The sequence below is a fragment of the Tepidibacter sp. Z1-5 genome (assembly GCF_037844525.1).
Classification (GTDB): domain Bacteria; phylum Bacillota; class Clostridia; order Peptostreptococcales; family Peptostreptococcaceae; genus Tepidibacter_A.
This window is the reverse complement of sequence record NZ_JBBMMD010000002.1, coordinates 118,733-142,023: the sequence shown is the minus strand read 5'-3', so window position 1 is coordinate 142,023 and position 23,291 is coordinate 118,733. Positions and strand designations below refer to the sequence as shown.

The following is a 23,291-nucleotide window of genomic DNA, read 5'->3' as shown; positions in this document are numbered from 1 at the left end:
TTTATATAAGAAAAGCTTTAAACTAGCTAAATTTAATGAGATAGAAAGCTTTTCTTATAGCTGAAATGTTTAAGGCTATTCCGTAGAAACTCCTCGACCATATTACGAGGATTATATAAGAAAGTTCGGCTATTTAATTATCTTATGATTTAATAATAGATTATTGTTCGTTAATAGTCAATAGTTTTTCATATATTTTTTATTTGTAAATTATAAACATACGTCATGCAACGAACATTAATTACATTCACAAAGCTATTTATCTAATTGTAATTCACGTTTCAACTCGCTTACCTTATTTCTAGACAAAAGACTTTTCTGTCCATTTTCCATAAGAACATATAAATCACATAGTTTAGTATTTATACTTTTAACATAGTCTTTATTCAAAATACAAGCTCTATGCGACCTAAAGAATCTTTCATCGAGATATTCTTCTATTTCTTTAAGTGATTTAGAAAATTGATATACACCATCTTTAGTATATACAGTTACTTTTTTACCCTTTCCAACGGTTTCTATATTTATAATATCGCAAAAGTTAAATACATACTCTTTAAATCCATTTGTAAGAATTATATTCTGTTCTGAATTGTCAATATTGTTTCTATAGTGTACGTTCTTTAAAGTTTCTTTCAATCTATCATAAACGTCAATAGATCCTTTATCTATAAAATCAATTGCTCTAACTCTATTTTTAAAAAGTTCACCCATCATATAACTGTAACCAGTTATGAATATAATTTCTCCCTTATCATCGTATTTTCTAATCTCTTTTGCCAAGTCTATTCCATTTCTACCTGATTTAAGACCTATATCTAATATGTATATATACTCTTTATCATTATTATTTCTTATATATTCTAAGATTCCTTCATCAGAATCTTTAATTAAGTCTATCTCAAAGTTATATTTATTCTTTGAATTTAGTTCATTTATAGTATCAGCTATTCTTTTAGCAATAATTTCATTATCTTCGCATATTATTATATTCATACAGAACATTCCCTTCTCATACAATCGTCTAAATGTCTCGAATGTATATTCTATACAATATATCTTAAAACAATCTTATATTTTTGTAAATATTTCCATTGTAATTTTATTGTTAATTTCTCAAATCTAATTTTTCTAATAAATAATGTATAATTTTTTTTCTTTTAGTCACGATTTGGACATCTGCTGTCATACCGACTTTAACCCTTTTCATATCCCCTTTATATCCATACAAAGCCTTATTTTCTAAATTTCCTTCTACAAAATAACTAAATCCAGCATTTTCATTAAAGCTTGAATCTGCAGATATATTTGTTATTTTTCCTTTTAACTCTCCATATTCTTTAAACGGAAGTGCTTTAAAATGATATTTAACAATATCTCCTTTTTTAAGCTTAGATATATCTCCATCTGATACGTGTATATTTAACTTAAATTCACTTTGTTTTTTTGGAATAACTGTTGCTATATCTTCTCCTCCAAGTAAGTTATCTCCTATATTCAATTCTTTCTGGATTTTTAATACACCTTCTATCGGTGATTTTACTATACATTTACTTTTATTTGTTTCAAGTTCCGCCAAAGATACTTTTAAATCCTGTATTTCTACTTCTTTCTTTTTTATAAGTTCATCTATAGACACTAATGTATCTGTTTCCAAGTAAGAAAAAGAACCTAAACTTTCTATATCAGTACTTCTAAATAGTTTATTTTTTTCTATTGTATTTTGACTAAGTATTAATTTATCTTCAAATATTTCATTAGATATCCTCGATTTATTTTCATTTTCAAATTTTTGAAGATTAATTTTTGCTTCATCATAATAATTCTTTATATCTTCAAAGTCCTTTTTCGATACACTTCCAAATTCATATAGTTCTTTATATCTTTTATAATTATTTTCTGTAAAATTCAAAGTGTTTATCAGTTCATCTTTTTTAGTTTTGTAATTCTCATAAATATGATAGTACTCTTGGTTCTGTTCATCAAAATAATTCTTATCATCATTTATTGATTCTAATAAAATTTCTTTATTATTTATTTTATTTTGAATTTCACTTACTTTTTGATTTATAAGTTCTTTATTTTGAGATTCTTCTTGTATATCTAATTTATATTTTTCATATTTATAGTAATAATCTTTTTCTTTTTTATCGTGTATATCAAATAAATTTTTCTTTTCCATTATACTATCCTTGAATTTGCTCAAATTATTATATTCTATTTCATTTTTATCTAATAATTCTTTAGTTTGGTTTATTTTAAAATCTAGGTTTTTTGTATCTAAGGTATAAAGTATATCTCCTTTTTTAACTTTTTTTCCTTCCTTCATATTTAATATTGTAACTTCTCCTGATGCAACATTTTTTATAGTACTTATCTTGCTATTAGGTCTAACTACTCCTTTGGCTTTTACTACTTCATCAATTTCACCAAAGTAACTCCATACTAAAAAACCTAATAAGCTAATTAGAATTATATATATAAATATTTGGATGAAAGGAAATGGTTTAGCTTCTAATATTTCTTTGCTATCTGAGATATCTTTTAAATCCTTTACTATATATTTCATCTAGACAACCATCCTTTCATCACTAACTTGTCCTTCCCAAAGCTGATAATATCTACCTTTTTCAATCATCAATTCTTCATGTGTTCCACTTTCTATAATTTCACCCGATTCTAAAACAAAAATTCTATCGCATTTTTTAATAGTACTAAGTCTATGAGCAATAATAACAATACTCATATCTTTATCCAGACTATTTATTGTATTTTCTATAGACTTTTCTGTAATAGAGTCCAAATTACTTGTAGCCTCGTCCATAATCAGAATATCAGGTTTCTTTAAAATTGCTCTTGCAATAGACAATCTTTGTCTTTGTCCACCTGACATATTTGCTCCATTTTCTTCAAGCTTAGTTTCGTATCTGAGAGGTAATTTATTTACGAAATCATGAACCTTTGTCATTTTGCAAACTTCTATTATTTCATCCATAGTCGCATCTTCTTTTCCGAACTTTAAATTTTGAAGTATAGTATCCGTAAATAAAAACGTCTCTTGAGGAATATATGCAACCTTCTCCCTTAATCTCTCTATAGATATGTCTTGTATATTTTTATTATCTATTAGAATCTCACCATTATCTGGTTTATATAAATTGAGAAGTAACTTTGCAAGAGTGGTCTTTCCAGATCCACTTTCTCCTACTAAAGCTATTTTTTCACCTTTTTTTATCGTCATATTTATATTCTTAAGAACAAGTTCTCTTGTTCCATATCTAAAATCAATATTTTCAAATGTTATATCCCCTTTTAAAGATTCTGGTTTTAATTTATTTGTCTCATTATCCTTTTTCTCTAATTCTAAATCCAGTATTTCTCCTAATCTATCAGCTGCAACTACAGCAGTTTGCATACTTGTTTGCAAATTTATAAGATTAGTTACAGGATCTATAAAATATCCCAAAAGTGAATTAAATGTAATTAACTGTCCCATAGACATTTGACCACTTATAACACTTTTAGCACCAACCCATAATATAGCTGTTTTACCTATGTTTGATACTATACTTGATAATGCACCTTCAACATTTGATAATTTTCCCATCTTAAATGAAGATTTAAGAACTCCTATAAAATTTTGTTCTGTCTTTAACTCACTTTTTTTCTCAGCATTAAAAGACTTTATAGTATGTATTCCATTTAAGCTTTCTATTAAATACGAGTTTAGTTTTTCATTCTTTTCCATAATATCTTTGTTCATTTTTTTAAAAGGTTCTTTAAAAGAAATTACTATCGCTGTATCTAATATTAAAAGTATTATAGATATAAAAAATAACTTAGGACTTACCATATAAAGTATTACAGCTCCCGCAATCGCCATTAAAGTGTCTATCATTATAGTAAGTGTTGCACCTGAAATTATAGCTTTAATTTGAGAAGCATCCATAAATCTTGAAATTATCTCTCCACTTCTTCTCGTTCCAAAAAAGTTCATAGGAAGCTTCAGTACATGATTGTAATATCCGAGAATCAAAGGAATATCTAACTTTTGACTAAGATAAAGTAATAAATGACTTCGAAATGCTGATAATACTATCTTTAATAACCCCAGCATTATCATCCCTATTGCTACAACATTTAATGTTTTATCAAGTCCATAAGGTATAATATCATCTAATAAAAACTTAAAGAAAAATGACCCTAATATTCCTAACCCTGATAGCATTAAAGATATTATAAATACATTTAATATCAATGTTTTTTGAGGTTTTAATAAATAAAAAAATCTTTCAAATATGCCCTTAGTCTCATCCTTCTTCTCAAACTTAATATCAGGAACTAAAATTATCAAAATTCCACTCCATATATTAAAAAAATCTTCTGGAGTATATTCAACTATCCCCTCTCCAGGATCAGCTACTATTACCTTATCCTTTGATATATGATGAATAACTACATAGTGAAGCAAATTATTTATAACTACATGAGCTATAGCAGGAAGCGGAAACTCAGAATAAAAATCTTCTTTAGAAGCCCTAACTCCTTTAGCAGAAAATCCAAGCTCTTCAGCTGCCTTTATCATACCAAATACATTAGTCCCCTGCTTATCCGTACCAGCTACTTCCCTTATCTTAGTAATAGGAATTTTTAGCCCATACTGTTTTGATATAGTAGCTAAACAAGCAGCCCCACAATCAGTCATATCATACTGCTTTATACATATATATTTCTTCTTAAATATATTAAACATGCGTGCCTCCCTAGTCTTAATTCTTAAAACTGACTTTTTTTAAATAATTATATATAAAGATATAATTATTCAAGGAATATAATTTACTATAAATTGTAAAAAGTCAATAGATATGACGTGAACTGTCGATTTTATGCACTAAACGGTAAAATTATGTACTTTTTTACACTTTAGTGCATAAAATCTACACTTTAGTGCATATCTATTGTTTTTTAAGGGTTATCATGTTTTAATAATCTTGTCGCGACTAAGAAGTTATTTTTATTAAAATACTAAGGAGGAATTATTGATGAAAGAATTAAAAATGAATGAAATGATGGAAGTTAATGGAGGAAATGCCAGAGATTTTTGTACAGGAGTTGGTGGAACTGTTGGTGGTGCAGCTGGGGCAGCTGCAGGTGGTTACTTCGGTGGTCCTAGAGGAGCAGCTGGTGGACTTGTAATAGGTGGTGGTATTGGTAGTTCAGCAGCAGGGGACATGTATGATTCTATAGCAAATGGAAATTATAAAAATGTAAAATATAAGCATTCAAATAGAACATTCCCAGTTGGATCAATGCAATAGTATTGTTCAACTATAAAATTTTTTTAAGAGAAATTGCACTTTTATGATTTTAAAAGAAAGATTGCGCACTTATTTAATATGTGTTAATCTTTCTTTTAATACTATATTCGAAAAGGAGAATAAGCTTATATTATGTTTTCTAAATTAATTAAACAGTGTTTTTGGGGCTGGATAGGTGTTTTAATATCTTTACTTTTTTTTGATAATATAAAACATAGCATAATTTCTATACTAAGAATATCACTAATATATTTTATAACTTTTATGCTTCTTAACTTTGCTTTAGAATTTATTAAAAAAAAATCTTAAAAACAATAATATATTCATAGAGAAAAATATTAAATATATTAGAATAATTGCATGAATAAGTATATTAGTTTTGGCTGAGATATTTAAAACAGTTCATAATCTTTTAAATGAAAACAATTTGAAATTATAAGTAAAAATAAAACCTTAGCTAAGTTTTTATTTACCTTAAATAGCTGTGGAAGCTTCCACAGCTATTTATGTATTTATCTAAACATTCTCTACTTACAATTAGAAATACATATAAAACTAAGGCTTATTCAAATGTTAGTGGATGATTTAAATATTTATGTATAGAACTTGTATTGCACCATTTGAATATCCGTTAAGAAAGTTCGTTGTCTGACCATAGGGAGTTTAGAACTTTTAGTATATTCAATGCTTCGTTCTATTATAAAGTTCAACTAAAAATTCAGATGGAGTTTTTACTCCAGCTGAATTTTTAGTTGAACTAATCCAGAAGCTGTTAAGTTCTTATCTCCATACTTAAAAGGATGAAGATTTAGAACTTTTAGCTTTCGGATAAATATTTAATACATTCACGGTATTTTAATAAGTCTTAGTTTTGATTAAAAACCTATCAATTTTTACATTTCACGTCATAAAATCTACACTTTAGTGCATATCTATTGTTTTTTAATCTTTATCATGTTTTAATAATCTTGTCGCGACTAAGAAATTATTTTTACTAAAATACTAAGGAGGAGTTATTGATGAAAGAATTAAAAATGAATGAAATGATGGAAACTAACGGAGGGAACGGTAGAGATTTTTGTACAACAGTTGGTGGAGGTCTAGGTGTTGCTGGTGGAGCAATTGTAGGCGGTTACTTTGGTGGTTCTCATGGAGCAAAAGCTGGAGGTGTAATAGGTGGTGGTATTGGTGCTTCAGTAACAGGGGACATGTATGATTCTATAGCAAATGGAAATTATAAAAATGTAAAATATAAACATTCAAACAGAGTATTCCCAACTGGATCAATGCAATAGTATTATTCAACTATAAAATTTTTTTAAGAAAAATTGCACTTTTATAATTTAAAAAGAAAGATTACTCACTTATTTAATATGTGTTAATCTTTCTTTTAATACTGTATTCGAAAAGGAGAATAAGTTTATATTATGTTTTCTAAATTAATTAAGCAGTATTTTTGGGGATGGCTAGGAATATTAATATCTTTACTTTTTTTTGATAATATAAAACATAGCATCATTTCTATATTAAGAATATCATTAATGTATTTCATAATGTGTATGATTTTTAACTTTGTTTTAGAATGGATTAAAAAAAAATCTTAAAAACAATAAAATATTCATAGAGAAAAATATAAAATATATTAAAATAATTTCAGGAATAAGTGTATTAATTTTGGCTGAAATATTTAAAACAGTTCATAATCTTTTAAAGGAAAATACCCTAAAATTATAAGTAAAAATAAAACCTTAGCTAAGTTTTTATTTACCATAAATAGCGGTGGAAGCTTCCACAGCTATTTATGTATTTATCTAAAGATTTTCCAACTTACAATTAAAAACATACTTAAAACTAAGGCTTATTGAAATGTTAGTGAATGATTTAAATATTTCTGTATAGAACTTGTATTACGTCGTTTGAATATCCGTTAATAAAGTTCGTTGTCTGACCGTAGGGAGTTTAGAACTTTTAGGATATTCAATAAGGCGTAATGCTTAGTTCTATTATAAATATTTAATACATTCACGGTATTTTAATAAGTTTTAGTTTTGCTTAAGAACCTATTAATTTTACATTTCACGTCATAAAATCTACGCTTTAGTGCATATCTATTGTTTTTTTAGTATTAAAATGCTTTACTTATACTATATTTATATATTTTCTATAGGAGATGATAGAATGATAATCAAGAAAAATGATATTAAACTTTTAGATATACTATTTTATATTTTCGCATTACCTTTTTGGATACTCATTTCTATTCCTATGATAATTATGAGTTTTATTCTTTTATTAGAATCTCCTCCTATTACTTTTTTTGAATTTATATCTTGGAGTGATATTTTTAAAAAGAAAAAGAAATAAAAGGAGAATAAATTTATATTATGTATTTTAAATCATTTAAACTGTATTTTTTGGGATGGATAGGGATGCTCATAGCTTTACTTTTTTTTGATAATGTACATCATAGTATCCTTTCTATACTAAAAATATCATTAACATACTTCATAACTTTTATGTTACTTAGAACCATCTTACAAATAATAAAAAAATGATGCTTATTGAAATGTTAGCTACTTTTCTGTTAATATTTTACTATAAAGCTCAGATTATGCCGTTGAAATATACGTTAAGAAACTTCGTTGTCTGACAGTAGGAAGTTTAGAAGTTTTAGGATATTTCATAAGGCGTAATCTTTAGTTTTATTAAAAGATTGACCAAGTAGCGGTATTTTAATAAGTATCATTTTTTGCTTAAGTACCCGTTAATTTTTTATAATTTAAACTTATCTATTTCAGATTGTAAAAGATCTGAAAGTCCGCTTAAATCTGTTGCACGATTTGATAATCCCTCTATATTGTTCACAGATTCTTCTAATGCAGCAGCTATTTGTTCAGTACTAGCAGAAGTTTCTTCTGATACTGCAGATATATTTTGTATAGACGCTACCACATTATCTTTATTATTCTTTATGCTTTTGCTAAAATCCAAAACATCATTCGTTTTAGATTTTAATTCATTGAGTGCTTTTGAAATTTGACTAAATGCCTCTTCTGTTTTATTTACATTATCATTATTTTGTTCAACTATAGCTACATTATTTTCTATTTCAGAAACAGCTAAACTAGATTTTTCTTTAATACTGCTAATTTGATTTTTTATTTCTTCTGTAGATTTAGAAGTTTGTTCTGCTAACTTTCTGATTTCATCAGCAACTACTGCAAATCCCTTTCCAGCTTCACCAGCTCTAGCTGATTCTATAGAAGCATTTAAAGCTAATAAGTTAGTTTGAGATGCAATAGATGTTATAGTATCTACAATACCTGTAATTTGTTGAGAGTTCTGATCCATATCTACAACAATATTTTTAACGTTGTTTGAAATTTCTTTGTTTTTTATAGTAGATTCAATTAGATCTTTTATGTTTTCTAGTCCTTTGTCATTTAATGTATCAGTTTCAATAATCATACTTGATATATCATTACTTATTTTTAATATTTTATCTATTTCTGAAGATAATTCAGTTATTTTTGTTAAACTACTTTCTGTATCTATAGCTTGTGCTTCTGTTGCTTTGCTTATTTCTTCAATAGTTATGGATATTTCATTATTTGAGTTTAAAGTCTGTTGTGATATTTGAGAAAGATGTTGTGATGCTTCATTAACAGTGTATGATGATTTTTTTATTGAAGCAACTATGTCAGCTATTTTACTTCGCATATCTAAAATCGATAGAGTTATTCTTCCAATTTCATCATTATTACTAGTTAATTTTTTATAAGTATCATCATCTTCTAAATCAAGTTCACTAGTTCTATTTATAAGATTAACTAATTTATCTAAAGGATTAAATACTTTACCAAATATAATAATCATTAATATACCAATTAAAATGAAACTAACTATAGTTGTTATTATCTGAGTAATTAAGAAACTATTAATAATTTTTTTAATTCCACTTTCAGGTATACCTATATCCACAACTCCTAATAATTCATTATTTTTATATATCGGAACCATAATATCATAGGTCCAAATTCTTTGAACATCTGCATAAAATTTTGATGTTTTTATATTCCCATTTTTACAACCATCAATTGTATATTCATCTTCATATACTTTTCCTATTTTTTGCTTATCACTGTGAGCTATAGCAGTAACATTAGTATCTATAATAATTGCATATGCTATATTATTTTGGAGTGCTTTTTTCTCTACAAATTCCTGTAGATTTTCTATATAATCTTCATCTGATTTTAAAATAAATTCTGCTTGATATGCTATTTCTTGAACTTGTTCGACTCCCTTTTCTAAAAATGCATCAGTCATTTTATTTTCAATTAATTCTTTACTTACGCAAGTGCTAAAAAATAATAATATTCCAAATAATAAAAGTGAGACCGTTGTAATTTTATTTTTTAGCGTTCTTTTTGTCATTTTCACTGCCATTGTAAAGCAACCCCCCCTATGTATATATTATACTTTAACCATTATTCGACATGTAAATATATATTTCCTGCAAAATATATATTATTTATACATTAATGGATATTAATGTATTTTACTATTTTTGATTTATATTCCTAACTTTATAAATATTTGAATTTTTTGGATTTAATTGTTATAATTTATAATATACAAAAGAAAGGTGTTAATTATGAGTTTTATTTACAAAACAACCGATACTATATTAGATTCAATAAAACCCTATATCAAAAACAAATCTGAAGATGATTTAGAAATTGCTAAATACGGTCTAAATCTTTTCTTAATGGAGCTTTACAAACTTCCTATATTTTTAGGACTTGCTTATTTTTTAGGTATATTTAAGTACAGTATTTTAAGTTATCTATTATTCGGATTTATCAGAAGTAATGCACATGGGATACATATGAAAAACGGGAAATTATGTCTTTTTTATAGCTGTATATCATTTTTTAGTGTTGTTTATATATCAAAGATATTATTACTTCATATAATCATTAAACTATTTCTATCTATATTAATGCTATATATACTATATAAATACGCTCCAGCCGATACAGAACAACGACCTTTACTTAATGCATTAACTAGAAAAAAGAAAAAAAAATCCTCTATTCTAGTTGGAATTATATACATCATTATATCTTTAATTTACCCTACTCAAATACTGTCTAATATATTCTTATTTGTGTTGTTATTAGAGTGTATAGCTATACACCCAATTACATATAAAATATTTAACAGGAGGTATAGAAATTATGAAGATTTCAAATAAGTTAAAAACTATATTATCTACCCTTATATTTAGTTTTGCTTTTTTCTTAGCTACTACGTCTATCGGATTTTGTTGTAGCCGAGGTCTTTTTGAAGAGCCTATAGCTCCAAAATCTCTATTAAAAAAATAGAACAACTTCTGTTGTTCTATTTTTTTAATGTAAGCTCCACTTTGAATAAATCGTATTCTATTTTTGTATTTATATACATATTAGTATACTTAGTTTGTGATAATTTCTTTACAGTATTAAGACCTAAGCCTCTATTTTCTCCTTTAGTTGAGTATCCTTTATCAAATATTTTATCAATATCCGGTATCTTTTTAAATGAATTTGATATATTTATATATATCTTAGAGTCTTCATTTGATATTTCCATATTTAATATTTTTTCATCTGATTCAGTACTTGCTTCCATTGCATTATCAAGTAGTATTCCAAGTATTCTGCACATATCTATATCCTTAACGAAAAAATCACTTATGTTATCGTTTATATCTATATTTATATTTATTTTATTTGAAATAGCCTTTGCAATTTTAAAATTTAGCAATCCTTTTATTGGACTGTTCTTTATCTTATTAAGTCCATATAGTTTCTTATTGTTTATCTTTTGATTTTTACATATATCTTCATAAAAATATTTCTTCAAACCTTCCATATCCTCTTTAGCTAAAAATCCTCCAATAGATAATATTATATTGTTTTGGTCATGCTTATACTCCCTCATATTATCCAAAGATTCTTCTATAATATTATTGTATATTTGTATATATTTTTTTTCGCTTTTTTCAATATCTAATTTATTTATTATCATAAATATTATGTAACTCATAAAAAGGAAAAATAACAGTACAAATGTAACAGTTATTATATTTTGCATACTTTCTGCACCGCTATACATATGTATATAAGTCATATATACTAATATAAAAATATTTATATATACCCAAAGAAATTTTTCTTCTTCCATAACTAAATATTTATTTATTTCTCTAAATTTTAATAATATATTGCTTAGTAATATAGACATACCAATTACTAATACCATTGATCCTATTATATTAAAATATATATTTTCACTTAAAACTTTCGGTACCATATTACTTTTATACAAAAAGAGTCCTATACATATATCTGCTATCTGAACTACCCAAAAGGTTAAAATATAAGATAAGAAAAAATCATATTTCTTTTTTCTTATTATATAATATATGGCTACCTCTAAAAGTATATAATATACTCCAAGTTTTATAGGCTTAACAGCTATTAGATTCAAAATAAAATCTATTAATGATATTAACAATACCCATTTTATTTCTAATCCTACATTATTTTCTCTATAATCGTCTAATTTTTTGAATATATATATAAAAAAGTAGCTAAATAAACTAGTCATTATAAAATCACATAAACTAATCATTTTTATTCATCAGTCCTTTACAAATTTGTAATGTACGACATTTTGTTATTTATTTGAAATTCGTCCATATTTATCTTTATTTTATATTTTACACTATACGACAATATTTTTCTATATTTTGGTGTTAATTAATTTTATTTAAATTTCAATTCATATATTAAATAAAAATCTACTTAAAATAGCAGCTACTTTTAATAACTTATAAATATTATTAACAAGTTAAAAATATTTTAATTTCTTTATAAATAAAAAGTAGCGATGGTTGAAACCATCGCTACTTTTTATCTATAATTATTTTTTGATTAAATAAAGCGTCTCTCATATCCGTATAAATATTCATATTTGGATACTGTTTATCTTTTATTTTCTTAATTATGTCAAGGCCTAATCCTCTGTTTCTACCTTTTGTAGAATACCCTTTTACAAATATATTATTTAAATCGGGTTCTAATTTATATGAATTTGAAATTTCTATAATTATTTTTTCATCATCTTCATTAATATTAATATATATTATCTTTTCTTTAGATTCTACACTAGCCTCTATAGCATTATCTATTAGTATTCCAAGTATCTTACATATATCAACTTCTTTTAAAATAAAATCTTCTATATAATTTTCTATATTCAAATTAAAATCAATTCCTAGAGAACTCGCCTTTGATGCTTTTACATTTATCAAACCTTTAAGAGGTATATTCTTTATATTTATAATACCGTACATATTGTTGTTTATATATTTATCATTAACTAGATTTTCATAGAAGTATTTCTCTAATCCTTCCATATTCTTACTAGCTATATAACCACTTATACACATTAACATATTTCTATAATCATGCTTAAATGATCTCATATTCTCAAGAGATTCCTCTATCATATTAGCATATAACTGAATATCTTTCTTTTGGCTTTTTTCCTTATACAGCTTATCTAATACTAAATATATAAAATAACTTAAAAGTGAACAACATATAAATAACAGTATAAAAAATATTATAAACTTATCTAGATTTTTATCTATGTTTTCATAGTAGTATATTATTACTATAAAAACCATCATTAAAAACGCAATGTATATCCAAAATGCTTTACCCATATCATACTTATTAATTTTATAAAATTTATTATAATGCTTGTAATCTGCTACTATTTTAACTACAAACAAAAATAAATATGCACATAAGATTATTACAATAAATAAACAAACATCATGCATTTAGTCCTCCTAATAATGTTGTTAGTAGTATATCCGTATATATTATATTCTCTTTTAAATTATATGTAAATATTCCTTGACGAAATTTGTATTAATGTGCTTTTCTAAATAATTAAAATAAAATTATATAATTTCTTTATTGATAAAAAAATAGATAGCCAATGGCTATCTATTTTTTATTCCCACTCTATAGTTCCTGGAGGTTTAGAAGTTATATCATAAACAACTCTATTAACTCCGTCAACTTCATTAACTATTCTACTAGATATTTTTTCAAGTACATCATAAGGCATCTTGTACCAGTCAGATGTCATTCCATCAGAAGACGTAACAGCTCTTATTCCTACTAAGTAAGCATATGTTCTTTCGTCTCCCATAACTCCTACAGTCTTAACATCTGGTAATGTTGCAAATGCTTGCCATATTTTATCGTATAAATCATTATTTTTAAGTTCTTGCATGTATATATCATCAGCTTCTCTTAATATATCAAGCTTTTCCTTAGTAACTTCTCCTATAACTCTTATTCCAAGTCCTGGACCTGGGAACGGATGTCTAAATATTAGATATTCAGGAATTTCAAGTTCAAGACCTAATCTTCTAACCTCATCCTTGAATAATTCTCTTAAAGGCTCTATTATTTCAAACTCTATATCTTCAGGTATTCCACCTACGTTATGGTGAGATTTTATAGTAGAAGCTCCACTTTCACCTGCTCCACTTTCTATAACATCAGGATATATAGTTCCTTGAACTAAAAAGTCCATTTTTCCTAATTTATTAGACTCTTCTTCAAATACTCTTATAAATTCTTCTCCGATTATTTTTCTCTTAGCCTCTGGCTCAGATACTCCTGATAATTTTCCTAAGAATCTATCTTGTACGTTAACTCTTATTAAGTTCATGTTGAACTCTTTTCTAAATATCTGCTCTACTTGATCTCCTTCGTTCTTTCTAAGTAAGCCGTGGTCTACAAATATACAAGTAAGATTATCTCCTATAGCCTTGTGAACTAATACTGCAGCAACTGAGCTGTCTACTCCTCCACTTAAAGCACATAATACTTTTTTGTCTCCTACTTTTTCTTTTATTTCCTTTATCTTTTGATCTACAAAAGAATCCATAGTCCAACTACCACTTAATTTACATACTTCAAATAAGAAATTCTTTATTATTTCATTTCCTTGTATAGAGTGTTCAACCTCTGGATGGAATTGTACTCCATATAATTTCTTTTCTTCATTTTGAATTGCAGCAACAGGACAATCATTAGTGTGTGCAATTATTTCAAAACCTTCTGGTGCCTTATCTATTAAGTCTGTATGACTCATCCAAGTTATATTTTTAGAGTCTACCCCTTTAAATATTAAGCTCTCTTTGTAGTTTATTTCAGTTTTTCCGTACTCTCTTTTATCTCCTCTTTTAACATTACCGCCTAGAGTATGAGACATAATTTGAGCTCCATAGCATATTCCAAGTATAGGTATATTCATTTCGAATATTTCTTTAGATATTTTAGGTGCACCCTCTGCATATACACTTGAAGGTCCTCCTGTAAATATTATACCTTTAGGATTTTTTGCTTTTATTTTTTCTAGAGAATAAGTATATGGAATTATTTCACAATATACATTGCAATCTCTAACTCTTCTAGCTATAAGTTGGTTGTATTGACCTCCAAAGTCAACTATTAATACTAATTCTTTTTCCATATTAATTCTCTCCTTGTGCACTGTAATTTGGCGCTTCTTTAGTTATAGTTACATCATGAGGATGACTTTCTTTAAGTCCTGCTCCTGTTATCTTTGTGAATTTACCATTTTCCATTAATTTATCTATAGTAGGTGCTCCACAATATCCCATACCAGATCTTATTCCTCCTGCTAATTGGAATAATATATCTTCAACATTTCCCTTGTAAGCTACCATTCCTTCAATACCTTCAGGTACTAATTTTCTAGATCCCGTTTGGAAGTATCTATCTTTAGATCCTTGTTCCATAGCTCCGATAGATCCCATTCCTCTATAAGCTTTAAAAGATCTTCCTTTATATATTATATTCTCTCCTGGACTTTCTTCTGTTCCAGCAAACATAGATCCCATCATTACAACAGATCCTCCAGCAGCAATAGCCTTAACTACATCACCTGAGTACTTTATTCCTCCATCTGCTATTATTGGAACACCATATTTTTTAGCAGCCTCATAACAATCCATTATAGCTGTTACTTGAGGAACTCCAATTCCAGCTACTACTCTTGTTGTACATATAGATCCTGGTCCTATACCTACTTTCACACAGTCTGCACCAGCTTGTATTAATTCTTCTGTAGCTTCATAAGTTGCTACGTTTCCAGCTATAACTTGAAGATCTGGATATTTTGATTTTATCTTTTTAACTCCTTCTATAACTCCTTTTGAATGTCCGTGAGCTGTATCTAGAGTTACAACATCAACCTTAGCTTGTACTAAAGCATCTACTCTATCCATCATATCGTGAGTTATTCCTATGGCCGCTCCACATAATAGTCTTCCTCCTGAATCTTTAGCTGAATTAGGATATTTTACTTTTCTTTCTATATCTTTTATAGTTATAAGTCCTTTTAAATAACCTTCTTCATCTATTATAGGAAGTTTTTCTATTTTATTTTTTCTTAGTATATTTTGAGCTTCTTCAAGAGAAGTTCCTTCTTTTGCTATTATTAAATCTTCTTTTTTAGTCATAACATTTTTTATTTGTTCAGAAAAATCTTCTTCAAATCTTATATCTCTATTAGTTATTATACCTATTAATTTATTATCATTATCTACTATTGGTACACCAGATATTTTGTATCTTCCCATTAATTCATCTGCATCTTTTATAGTATGTTCCTTACTTAAATAAAAAGGATCTACTATCAATCCATGCTCACTTCTTTTAACCTTATCAACCTCTAAAGCTTGTTCTTTTATAGTCATATTTTTATGGATTATTCCGATTCCACCTTCTCTTGCCATGGCTATAGCCATCTTAGATTCAGTTACTGTATCCATCCCCGCACTCATTAAAGGTATATTTAATTTTATTTTTTTAGTAAGATATGTAGATAAATCTACATCACTTGGCAGTACATCCGATTTTTGAGGAATTAATAATACATCATCAAAAGTTAACCCTTCTTTTACAATTTTACTCATTTTAAATCCTCCTCGATTAGTATATTTTAAAAAAATAAGAGAACTAATACGTCTCTTATTTGAATCTTTTCATGTATGTTTTTAGGTAAAAAAAATTCGTCTAATGCTACCGCATTGACTCATGCCGCCAACGAGTTCTACGGACTCCGTTGCTCAAAATAGTTGAAATTGTAGTTTCTTAATCTAAGTTACCCACAATATCATTTTTTATAATGCTATTAGCATAAAAAAACAAGGACTTATATAATAATTTCTATAAAGCGAAATTATTATATAGGTCCTTGTATATCTATATTTATTTAATAAGCAAACCCATAGGGATACTCTCAGCCTACAAACCCACTTCTTTATAAATAAATAACCTATAAATAATCACGCATAGTCAGGAGTTTTAAGGTCCCCCGGTAGATACTCTCAGTCCATATCACTGAGTATATATGAGTGAATCTTATTTTAACTTATGCTATATAATTTATCAAATATTTTTTTTATTGTCAATAAATTTTAATATACATCAGCATTTTCCAAATTTTCTGTCGTTTGATAAATTCTATCATCAAATGTTTAAATACTTTTTCACTTCATAATTTATATTATCATACACATCTTTTAATGTAATATTATACTTTTGAGCTATTATTTTACATTCTTCATATTCCGGTGTATATTTTATTATTTTATCTTTATAATATGCAATTTTTATAGATATATTACCATAAGTTGTTTTTAAATTTATAAATTTTCTATCTAAAGTTTCTCTTTTTAATTCATTAAACCTAATACCAAATGTTGTAGTTTCTTTTAATATAAATTCTATTGTTTTATTTAAATTTTCTTTTTCACATAATACAGACAATTTAACTGCTGGCCTATTCTTTTTCATATAAATACTTTGAGTATAGATATCTAAAGCACCCATATTAAGTATTTTTTCATATAGATAAGAATATATCTCTGAGTTCATATCATCTATATTAGCATTTATCTCATATACTATGCTCTCTTTTTTTTTTGACCAAGTATAAGTCTTAACATATTAGGTATTTCAAACTTCTTATCTCCCATTCCATAACCTATCGAATCTATCTCAAATTCTATATCATCTAAAAATTCGTCACTTAGAGTTTTAACAATAGCCGCTCCCGTTGGAGTAGTTGTCTCCCCTTTTACCGAGTTTATCTTAACCTTAGCTTCTTTTAATATTTCAACTGTAGCTGGTGCAGGAACTGGTATTATTCCATGATCACACTTTACAAATCCACTTCCAAGGGGAACTGATGAACAGTATATTTTATCTACCTCAAGCATGTCTATAAGTATAGCAGTTCCAACTATATCAACTATAGAGTCAGTTGCCCCAACTTCATGAAAATGAACCTTATCAATTGTACTATTATGAACCTTTGCCTCTGCTGTAGCTACTTGCATAAATATATCTTTAGCTATTTCTTTAGCCTTATCAGTAATATCAGCATCATCTATTATCTTATGTATATCACTTAAATGTCTATGATGATGGTGGTGATGCCCATCATGGTGATGCTCATGTGTATGTTCCTTTATATTTACACAAACATTAGTACCATTTATTCCATTTTCCTGTTTATTTTTTATAACAATCTCAAACTCATCATTCATATTAAGTTTGTTGATTTCCGTTAAAAATTTATCTTTATCAAGTCCTAAATCCAAAAGTGCTGCAAGAGTCATATCCCCTGAAACACCACATATACAGTCAAAGTAAAGTATTCTTTCCATTTTGTCTTCTCCTTTAAACGTTATAATTTATTTATCATGCTAGAAAGATATCCAGCTCCGAATCCATTGTCTATATTTACAACAGATATTCCAGAAGCACAACTATTTAACATAGTAAGAAGTGCCGATAATCCATTGAAATTAGCTCCGTATCCTACAGATGTAGGAACTGCTATTACAGGAACATCTACAAGTCCTCCTACAACACTAGGAAGAGCTCCTTCCATTCCAGCTACCGCAATTATAACCCTAGCCTTCATTAAAACATCCCTATTATTTAAAAGTCTATGAATTCCAGCAACTCCAACATCATAAAGTCTTTCAACCTCATTTCCCAAGAATTTAGCTGTATGATAAGCTTCATCCGCTACAGGTATATCAGATGTTCCTCCTGTAACTACTACTATTGTTCCCTTCCCTATATTTTCTATAGGCTTATTCTGAATCTTTATAATTCTTCCTAATTCCTCATATTCGCAGTTTGGATATATTTTCTTTAGTTTTTCATAAGTCTCTTTCTTCGCTCTAGTTCCAAGTATATTCGATTTTTTTTCATACATTTTTTCTACTATACCTATTATATGTTCATCAGTCTTTCCTTCGCAATATATAACCTCAGGATATCCATTTCTAATACTTCTATGATGATCAATCTTAGCATAACCCAAATCTTCAAAGGGTAATGTTTTTAAATCTTCTAATGCTGTATCTACATCTACTTTTCCTTCTTTTATATTTAAAAGTAGATTTTTCAAATTGTTAATGTCCATTTTTTCACCTCTATTTTAAACTATAATTCAATTCTTATTGAATATTCTATTTTTTTCGTCATTTTCATTTTTGTAAAAAATATGTAATAATTATAATATAGTATAATTTTAACACACTTTTTGCAAATTTTTTAACGTACTTAGGAGGTTTTTTAGATGAATGTAAATTTAATAGGAATTCCTTTATTCTACGGATGCGATAAAAAAGGACCTGAAACCGCTCCTGATTTATTAAGAAATAATGGTATAGAATCTATTATAAATAAGCACGGTTATACAGTTTATGATTTAGGTAATCTTTATGTAAAGCAAGAGACAGATGATAATAAATTTAAATCAAACACTAATATGAAGTATCTAGATTCTATTGTAGATGTAAATACTAATCTAGCTCATATGGTCTATTCTTCACTTGAATCAAATAGTTTTCCATTCATGCTTGGAGGAGATCATTCTCTAGGTCTTGGTAGTATATCAGGCGTTAGCAAGCATGATGATAAATTCGCAGTTATATGGATGGATGCACACGGAGATATAAATACTCACGAAACATCTGAAAGTGGAAATACACACGGTATGCCACTTGGAGCTTGTATGGGATTTGGTCACGAAAAATTAACTAACCTATATTTCAAAGGTCAAAAGGTAAACCCTAAAAATGTATTTATATTAGGAGCTAGAGACTTAGATAAAGGAGAAACAGATCTTATAGATCAACATAGCCTTAATGTTTATTCACCCGAAGATATGAAGTCAAAAGGTCTTAAAGAAACAGTATCTTCTATCATAAATACTTTAAGGCAAAATAATATAAACAGAGTTCACTTAAGCTTTGATATGGACTTTATAGATTCTAAATTCGTTCCAGGTACAGGCACTCCAGTAGACAGCGGTTTTGATGTTGACGAAACTAAGACTGTACTAAAAGAAATATTAGAATCTAATTTAGTTAAATCTATAGATTTTGTAGAGTTCAACCCTAACCTAGATAAAGATAATACAACTTTAAACTTAGCTATAGACTTAATAGACTTTATGTTTGAAAACTTAAAGTAGCAAATATATTAGGGATGCTATATTTGCATCCCTAATATACATATATCGTCCTCATACTCTTGATCTTCTTTAAATAATATCAATTCTTCATTTATATTATCTATAATCTCATTTATATTTTTATCTAATCTACTATTTATTATTTCAAAAACCCTATTATTAAATTCACACCCCAAATTATTTTTAGTTTCCATTAACCCATCTGTATAGAATAAAATTTTATCGCCCTCTTTTAATTTTATTTTATGTGATTTAAATTCTAATTTATCAAATACCCCCAACATCATTCCTTCACTTTCTTTAATCTCAACAACCTTATTATCGCTTATAAGCAGCGGATAAGGATGAGAGCATCTTATATATGTAAATTCTTTACTTTTATTGTTGTATACCCCATAGAAGGCTGTGAGATACATATTTTCTGCTACATTTAATATTTTGTTATTTATATTCTTCATCAACTTATCAGGTGTATACAAAAGTTCTTTACTACTATCAATTATAGCCTTTACCATTGTAGTTATCATAGCAGCAGCTATTCCATGTCCAGATATATCACTTATAAATATACCTACATTATCATCATCTATATTTATAAAGTCATATAAATCCCCCCCAACCTCATATAAAGGGTTGTACACTGCCGTTAGTTTTACTCCATTATATATCGGAGTTTTATATGGTATAAGACTTTGCTGAACATTTCTAGCAATAGATAATTCCTTTTTTATCTTATCATTATACTTTTTTATAATCTCATTATTTCTTTCAAGCTCTAATTTGCTATTTTCAATCTCAGTTACATCATCTAATATTACAAGTACCATATCTTCATCATTATAGGTCATATACTTTGTTGTAAATTGAAGATGTTTTTCTATAGAATTACCTTTAATATAGAAATTCCTATTCATAACCTGCTTCAAAGTGTTCTCCTTATCTTGAAAAGCCCTAGTTATAGCCGTTCTTACACAGCACGTCCCACAATTTGAAGTATTCCCACACTCTTCATTTTCTTCAACTGTATAAATACAACCTATAACATTACCACATAGTCCATTTAATATTTCGCTATCTGGTTTACTAAATAATACCTTGAATGTATCATTAAACTCCTGTATTCTAACATTTTTATCAACTAAAAATATAGCAGAAGTTATATTTTCAAATAAATTATTTAAAAAAACAGTAGACTCTTTTAACTTATTTATGGATAATTTCATATCTATCCCCCCTAATAATTATCATAGCTTATTTTAACATAAAAAAAAGAAGACCCAAAGGTCTTCTTAAATTACATCATTGGCATTCCGCCACCCATTCCACCTGGCATAGCTGGCATAGGATCATCTGATTTAATATCAACAACAGCAGCTTCTGTTGTTAAGAATACAGCAGCTACAGATGCTGCATTTTGAAGTGCTGATCTTGTAACCTTAGTAGGATCTACAATTCCAGCCTCTATCATATTAGTATAAGTCTCATTTAAAGCATCAAATCCAATTTCAACATCAGAATTTTTAACCATCTCAACTATAACTGCTCCTTCAAGTCCACAGTTAATAGCAATTTGCTTTAATGGCTCTTCAAGTGCTTTTCTTATTATCTTAGCACCTATCTTTTCTTCTCCTTCAAGAGTTTCAATTAACTCTTCAACCGCAGGTATAACACTAACAAGTGCAGTTCCTCCACCTGATACTATACCTTCTTCAACAGCAGCTCTTGTAGCATTAAGAGCATCTTCTATTCTAAGTTTTCTTTCTTTAAGCTCAGTTTCAGTAGCAGCTCCAACCTTAATTACAGCTACTCCTCCAGAAAGCTTTGCAAGTCTTTCTTGTAATTTTTCTTTATCAAACTCAGAAGATGTCTCTTCTATTTGAACTTTTATTTGATTTACTCTATCTTTAATTTCTACTTCATTACCAGCTCCATCTACTATTGTAGTAGTTTCCTTAGTAACCTTAACAGTAGCAGCTCTACCTAACATAGATAAGTCAGCTTCTTTTAAATCAAGTCCTACTTCTTCAGATATAACTTGACCACCAGTAAGTATTGCTATATCTTGAAGCATAGCCTTTCTTCTATCTCCAAATCCAGGAGCTTTAATAGCTACAACTTCGAATGTTCCTCTTAACTTGTTAACTACTAAAGTAGCAAGAGCTTCTCCCTCTACATCTTCAGCTATTATAAGAAGTTTTTTACCTTGTTGTACTATTTGCTCAAGCACTGGTAGTATTTCTTGTATGTTGTTTATCTTCTTATCTGTGATTAATATATATGGATTATCTAAAACAGATTCCATCTTCTCAACATCTGTTACCATGTAAGGAGATAAATATCCTCTATCAAACTGCATACCTTCAACTGCATCAAGCTCTGTTAACATAGTCTTAGACTCTTCAACAGTTATAACTCCATCTTTACCTACTTTTTCCATGGCATCAGCTATAAGCTTACCTACTTCTTCATCTCCTGCAGAAATAGCAGCAACTTGAGCTATAGATTCTTTATTCTCTATATGTCTTGAATTTTCATGTAATTTAGCAACAGAAACTTCTACAGACTTTTGAATTCCTTTTCTAATAAGTATTGGATTAGATCCTGCAGCTACATTCTTTAATCCTTCTCTGATTATAGCTTGAGCTAAAACAGTAGCTGTAGTAGTTCCATCTCCTGCTACATCATTAGTTTTTGTAGCAACTTCCTTAACAAGTTGAGCACCCATGTTCTCATAAGCATCTTCAAGCTCTATCTCTTTAGCTATAGTAACACCATCATTAGTTATAAGTGGTGATCCAAATTTTTTATCTAATATAACATTTCTACCCTTCGGTCCTAGAGTAACCTTTACAGTATCTGCAAGTTTATTAACTCCTTTTTCTAATGAACGTCTTGCTTGTTCAGCAAATTTAATTTCCTTAGCCATTAAAAACCCCTCCTATTTATGTATAATTTGATAATCTATTCTACAATCGCTAATATATCATTTTGTTTTAAAATAGTATACTCTTCGCCTTCTAATTTAACCTCTGTTCCAGCGTATTTAGAGAATATTACCTTATCTCCAATCTTAACTTCCATTTTAATTTCTTTTCCATCTACAACTCCACCAGGTCCTACTTCTACAACCTCAGCCATTTGTGGTTGCTCCTTTGCACTTCCAGGTAAAACTATACCACTTTTAGTTTTTTCTTCTGCTTCTAATTTTTTTATAACTACTCTATCAGCTAATGGCTTGATTTTCATTATAACCCCTCCTCGTAATATATATTATATTAATTCCCTTTTAGCACTCACCTTGCATGAGTG

At 27.8% G+C, this 23,291-nt stretch carries 17 protein-coding genes, 1 pseudogene and 2 riboswitches; of the genes and pseudogenes, 5 read left to right on the top strand and 13 right to left on the bottom strand.

All coding sequences use genetic code 11. The annotated features are described in order from the left end of the window. Positions 1-37 precede the first annotated feature (37 nt). A riboswitch (purine riboswitch) is annotated at positions 38-139 on the bottom strand. 116 nt (positions 140-255) lie between these two features. From WJW32_RS00610 to WJW32_RS00600, 3 genes are all read right to left on the bottom strand, one after another. Next, complete coding sequence (locus tag WJW32_RS00610) at positions 256-996, bottom strand: LytR/AlgR family response regulator transcription factor (RefSeq protein ID WP_340253460.1); 741 nt, start codon at positions 994-996, stop codon at positions 256-258. A 112-nt stretch (positions 997-1,108) separates the two neighbouring features. Continuing rightward, positions 1,109-2,569: an HlyD family efflux transporter periplasmic adaptor subunit gene (locus WJW32_RS00605; protein ID WP_340253457.1), complete on the bottom strand. Its 1,461-nt coding sequence runs from the start codon at positions 2,567-2,569 to the stop codon at positions 1,109-1,111. Next, on the bottom strand, positions 2,570-4,753 hold the full coding sequence (locus WJW32_RS00600; RefSeq protein WP_340253454.1) for a peptidase domain-containing ABC transporter: 2,184 nt from the start codon (positions 4,751-4,753) through the stop codon (positions 2,570-2,572). A gap of 289 nt (positions 4,754-5,042) precedes the next feature. Here WJW32_RS00600 and WJW32_RS00595 point away from each other — a divergent pair, with 289 nt between their 5' ends. After that, the gene (locus WJW32_RS00595) at positions 5,043-5,318 is read left to right on the top strand and encodes a hypothetical protein (protein ID WP_340253451.1); all 276 of its coding nucleotides are present in this window, start codon (positions 5,043-5,045) and stop codon (positions 5,316-5,318) included. 1,019 nt (positions 5,319-6,337) lie between these two features. Further along, positions 6,338-6,613 carry a hypothetical protein gene (locus WJW32_RS00590; protein ID WP_340253448.1) on the top strand — a complete coding sequence of 92 codons (276 nt, stop codon included), beginning with the start codon at positions 6,338-6,340 and terminating at the stop codon, positions 6,611-6,613. Positions 6,614-8,090: 1,477 nt separating this feature from the next. On the opposite strand, the gene WJW32_RS00585 is transcribed toward WJW32_RS00590, so the two are convergent. Beyond that, complete coding sequence (locus tag WJW32_RS00585; protein WP_340253445.1) at positions 8,091-9,767, bottom strand: methyl-accepting chemotaxis protein; 1,677 nt, start codon at positions 9,765-9,767, stop codon at positions 8,091-8,093. Between the two features lie 208 nt (positions 9,768-9,975). Between WJW32_RS00585 and WJW32_RS00580 the strand changes: the two genes are divergently transcribed. Both WJW32_RS00580 and WJW32_RS00575 read left to right on the top strand, forming a co-directional pair. Further along, positions 9,976-10,578 (top strand): accessory gene regulator B family protein, encoded by a 603-nt coding sequence (locus WJW32_RS00580; protein WP_340253442.1) that lies wholly within the window; start codon positions 9,976-9,978, stop codon positions 10,576-10,578. Continuing rightward, positions 10,562-10,708 (top strand): hypothetical protein, encoded by a 147-nt coding sequence (locus WJW32_RS00575; RefSeq protein ID WP_340253440.1) that lies wholly within the window; start codon positions 10,562-10,564, stop codon positions 10,706-10,708. The genes WJW32_RS00580 and WJW32_RS00575 overlap by 17 nt, the downstream gene beginning before the upstream one ends. Before the next feature lie 16 nt (positions 10,709-10,724). Here WJW32_RS00575 and WJW32_RS00570 read toward each other — a convergent pair whose 3' ends face one another. From WJW32_RS00570 to larB, 6 genes and pseudogenes are all read right to left on the bottom strand, one after another. Continuing rightward, a complete protein-coding gene (locus WJW32_RS00570) occupies positions 10,725-11,975 on the bottom strand; it encodes a sensor histidine kinase (RefSeq protein ID WP_340253438.1) in 1,251 nt (416 codons plus the stop codon). A 298-nt stretch (positions 11,976-12,273) separates the two neighbouring features. Beyond that, on the bottom strand, positions 12,274-13,218 hold the full coding sequence (locus WJW32_RS00565; protein WP_340253435.1) for a sensor histidine kinase: 945 nt from the start codon (positions 13,216-13,218) through the stop codon (positions 12,274-12,276). A 176-nt stretch (positions 13,219-13,394) separates the two neighbouring features. Next, complete coding sequence (gene guaA, locus WJW32_RS00560; protein ID WP_340253432.1) at positions 13,395-14,930, bottom strand: glutamine-hydrolyzing GMP synthase; 1,536 nt, start codon at positions 14,928-14,930, stop codon at positions 13,395-13,397. 1 nt (position 14,931) lies between these two features. After that, the gene (gene guaB / locus WJW32_RS00555) at positions 14,932-16,398 is read right to left on the bottom strand and encodes an IMP dehydrogenase (RefSeq protein ID WP_340253429.1); all 1,467 of its coding nucleotides are present in this window, start codon (positions 16,396-16,398) and stop codon (positions 14,932-14,934) included. 359 nt (positions 16,399-16,757) lie between these two features. Further along, a riboswitch (purine riboswitch) is annotated at positions 16,758-16,859 on the bottom strand. Between the two features lie 95 nt (positions 16,860-16,954). After that, positions 16,955-18,108 (bottom strand): annotated as a pseudogene (larC, locus tag WJW32_RS00550) (nickel pincer cofactor biosynthesis protein LarC). Between the two features lie 68 nt (positions 18,109-18,176). After that, the gene (larB, locus tag WJW32_RS00545) at positions 18,177-18,926 is read right to left on the bottom strand and encodes a nickel pincer cofactor biosynthesis protein LarB (protein ID WP_340253426.1); all 750 of its coding nucleotides are present in this window, start codon (positions 18,924-18,926) and stop codon (positions 18,177-18,179) included. A 156-nt stretch (positions 18,927-19,082) separates the two neighbouring features. Here larB and rocF point away from each other — a divergent pair, with 156 nt between their 5' ends. Beyond that, positions 19,083-19,982, top strand: coding sequence for an arginase (gene rocF / locus WJW32_RS00540; protein WP_340253423.1), 900 nt, complete (start codon positions 19,083-19,085; stop codon positions 19,980-19,982). A 17-nt stretch (positions 19,983-19,999) separates the two neighbouring features. On the opposite strand, the gene WJW32_RS00535 is transcribed toward rocF, so the two are convergent. From WJW32_RS00535 to groES, 3 genes are all read right to left on the bottom strand, one after another. Beyond that, positions 20,000-21,205 (bottom strand): SpoIIE family protein phosphatase, encoded by a 1,206-nt coding sequence (locus tag WJW32_RS00535; protein WP_340253420.1) that lies wholly within the window; start codon positions 21,203-21,205, stop codon positions 20,000-20,002. A 71-nt stretch (positions 21,206-21,276) separates the two neighbouring features. Next, on the bottom strand, positions 21,277-22,908 hold the full coding sequence (gene groL, locus WJW32_RS00530) for a chaperonin GroEL (RefSeq protein WP_340253417.1): 1,632 nt from the start codon (positions 22,906-22,908) through the stop codon (positions 21,277-21,279). Between the two features lie 35 nt (positions 22,909-22,943). Beyond that, complete coding sequence (gene groES, locus WJW32_RS00525) at positions 22,944-23,228, bottom strand: co-chaperone GroES (protein ID WP_340253411.1); 285 nt, start codon at positions 23,226-23,228, stop codon at positions 22,944-22,946. Positions 23,229-23,291: the final 63 nt, after the last annotated feature.